We start from the raw sequence: 2,998 nt of genomic DNA on the forward strand, positions 1-2,998 counted from the left end.
CGCAATCGCAAGCTGTATAGTTGGCGGCTGCTCCGCAGGCGGCGGCGTCGGCGGCGTGCCGGGAGTCCTGCGTGCTGACCGTGTTCGTCATGCGAAGCAGTCTAGCCCCGTCCCGCTTTACGACGGTCCGCGCCCACCTCGTCCGGCCCATATCCCCGCCCCGCCCACCCGATTCGCCAGCTGCACCTGCCTGGCCCGCCGCACCCGACTCGCCCACTTGACCCGACTGACTCGCCGTCACCACGCGCGATACCTCTCCCGTCGGCACAGATAGACGTCCAGTGGACAGAAAGAGGTGGATGACCACGTCTTCTGTCCACTGGACGTCTTTCTGGCGAAGGTGGGGGAGATCCTCGCGCGGAAACACCGCGATCCGGTTCTCAGATGCCCCGGTGGGCGCCCCGATTGCCGAACCGGCGCCATGATCCCGCCAGATACCGACGTTTCGGCCAGATACTCACGTTCAAACGTGAGTATCTGGCCGAAACGTCGGTATCTGCGCGGTGGAGCGTGCGGTGGTGCGTGCGGTGGGCTCGCCGGCCGCCGAACGACGCTGAAACCCGCCCCAAACGCCAAATCCCGAGCCCGGAAACGCCGAAACCCGGCCCCGGAAACGCCGAAACCCGGCCACCCACCCATTCGGGAAGGTGACCGGGTCACGGTCGAGGCTCCGGGGAGACCCCACCGCAGGCCGACCACGCGGGGCCGGCCGTCGCGGACTAGAGCTCCAGGTCGGACTCGAAGTTCGCGACCTGCAGACGGTCGACGACGGTGGTCATGAAGCGACCGGCGTCGGCGCCGTCGATGAGGCGGTGATCGTAGGTCATGGGCAGGTACGCCATCGCGCGGATGCCGATCGCGTCGTTGCCGTTCTCCGTCACCACGACGGCGCGCTTCTTGATCACGCCGGTGCCGACCATCGCGCCCTGCGGCGGGACGAGGATCGGGGTATCGGAGAGCGCGCCCTCCGAACCGATGTTGGTGATGGTGAACGTGCCGCCGGACAGGTCGTTCGGCTTGAGCTTGTTGTTGCGCGCGCGGTCGGCGATGTCGACGATCGCGGCGGCGAGCTCCGGCAGGGACATGTCCTGGGCATCGTGGATGACCGGGGAGAGCAGGCCACGCTCGGTGTCCACGGCGATGCCGAGGTTCACCTTCTCGTGGTACGTGATCTCCTTCTTGCCCTCATCCCACGACGCGTTGACGTTCGGGTGGGAGACCAGGGCCTCGACCATGGCCTTGGCGAAGAACGGCAGGAACGTGAGCTTCACGCCGTGCTTCTCCTCGAACGCGGCCTTCTTCTCGGCGCGCAGGTCCCAGACCTCGGTCATGTCGGCCTCGTGCAGCTGGGTGAGCTGCGCGGAGGTCTGCAGGGACTCGAGGGTCTTCGCCGCGGTGATTTCGCGGATGCGGTTGACGCGCTGGGTGGTGCCGCGCAGGTCGGCCAGCTCGGGGCGGACGCCCTTCGTGGACCAGTTGGAGGAAGCCGGCTCGTCGCCCTTCGACGCCTCGGTGCCGCCCTCGGCGGCCTTGAGCACGTCCTGCTTGCGGATGCGGCCGCCGATGCCCGAGCCCTCGACCTTGGTCAGGTCGACGCCGTGCTTGTCGGCGAGCTTGCGCACCAGGGGAGTGACGTACGGGACGTCGGCGTTGCCGGAGGTGTCCTTCTTGGGCTCCTCCTTCTTCGGCGCGTCCTGCTTGGGCGCGGCCTTCTCCGCCTTCTCCTCCTTCTTGGGCTCGGCCTTCTTCTCTTCCTTCTTCGGCTCCGGCTTCTTCGGGGCCTCGTCCTTCTCCGGCGCGGCCTTCTTCTCGGCCTCGGCCTCGGCGGCCTCGACCTCGGCATCGCCGGAGGCGGCGTCGGCGTCGCCCACGCGGGCGATGACGGCGCCCACGTCGACGGTGTCGTCGACGTCGAAGAGGACCTCGATCAGGGTGCCGGCGACCGGCGACGGGATCTCGGTGTCGACCTTGTCGGTGGAGACCTCGAGCAGCGGCTCGTCGACCTCGACGGTGTCGCCGACCTCCTTGAGCCACTGGGTGATGGTGCCCTCGGTGACGGACTCGCCCAGCTCCGGCATCTCGACGTCGGACGCCTTGCCGCCGCCGGAACCGCCGGACTTCTTCGGCTTCTCCTCGGCCTCGGCGTCGTCGTCCTCCGCCTCGTCGACGGTGTCGTTCTCGTCCTTGGACTCGGCCTCCTCGATGGCCTCCTCCGACGGGACGTCCTCGTCCTCGTCATCGGAGCCGGCATCGTCGGAGCCGGCGGCGTCGGCGTCGCCGATGCGCGCGATGACCGCACCGACGTCGACGGTGTCGTCGACCTCGGCGAGGACCTCGACCAGGGTGCCGGCGACCGGCGACGGGATCTCCGTGTCCACCTTGTCGGTGGAAACCTCGAGCAGCGGCTCGTCGACCTCGACGGTGTCGCCGACCTCCTTGAGCCACTGGGTGATGGTGCCCTCGGTGACGGACTCGCCCAGCTCCGGCATCTCGACGTCGGTGGCCTTGCCGCCGCCGGAACCGCCGGACTTCTTCGGCTTCTCGTCCTTCTCCTCGGACTTCTCGGTCTCCTCGGCCTCGACCTCTTCGGCCTCTTCCTCGGCCTCGGCGTCAGCGTCGGAATCGTCGGAACCGGAGTCGGAGGACTCGCCCTCGTCGCCGATCTTCGCGATGACCGCGCCCACGTCGACGGTGTCGTCTTCCTCGGCGAGGATCTCGAGCAGCACGCCGGCGACCGGCGACGGAATCTCCGTGTCCACCTTGTCGGTGGAAACCTCCAGCAAGGGCTCGTCGACCTCGACGGTGTCGCCGACCTTCTTCAGCCAGGTGGTAATCGTGCCCTCGGTGACGGATTCGCCCAGTTCGGGCATCTCAACAGAGGTCGCCATGTGTGCTCTCCTCGACAATCGCTCAATAGTTGGTGATCACGAACTAGGGTACCGTTTCGCAAACTCTCCCGCTTACGCGGTACGCCCGACGCGCCGGTTGCCCGTGCGTC

General features: G+C 67.9%; 1 protein-coding gene. It reads right to left on the minus strand.

The annotated features are described in order from the left end of the window. Nucleotides 1-719: 719 nt before the first annotated feature. A complete protein-coding gene (sucB, locus tag GX015_RS07840) occupies nt 720-2,888 on the minus strand; it encodes a 2-oxoglutarate dehydrogenase, E2 component, dihydrolipoamide succinyltransferase (protein WP_291344151.1) in 2,169 nt (722 codons plus the stop codon). Between the last annotated feature and the right edge of the window lie 110 nt (nt 2,889-2,998).

Origin of the sequence: Corynebacterium sp. (genome assembly GCF_012837295.1) — a bacterium.
In the GTDB taxonomy this organism is placed as follows: domain Bacteria; phylum Actinomycetota; class Actinomycetes; order Mycobacteriales; family Mycobacteriaceae; genus Corynebacterium.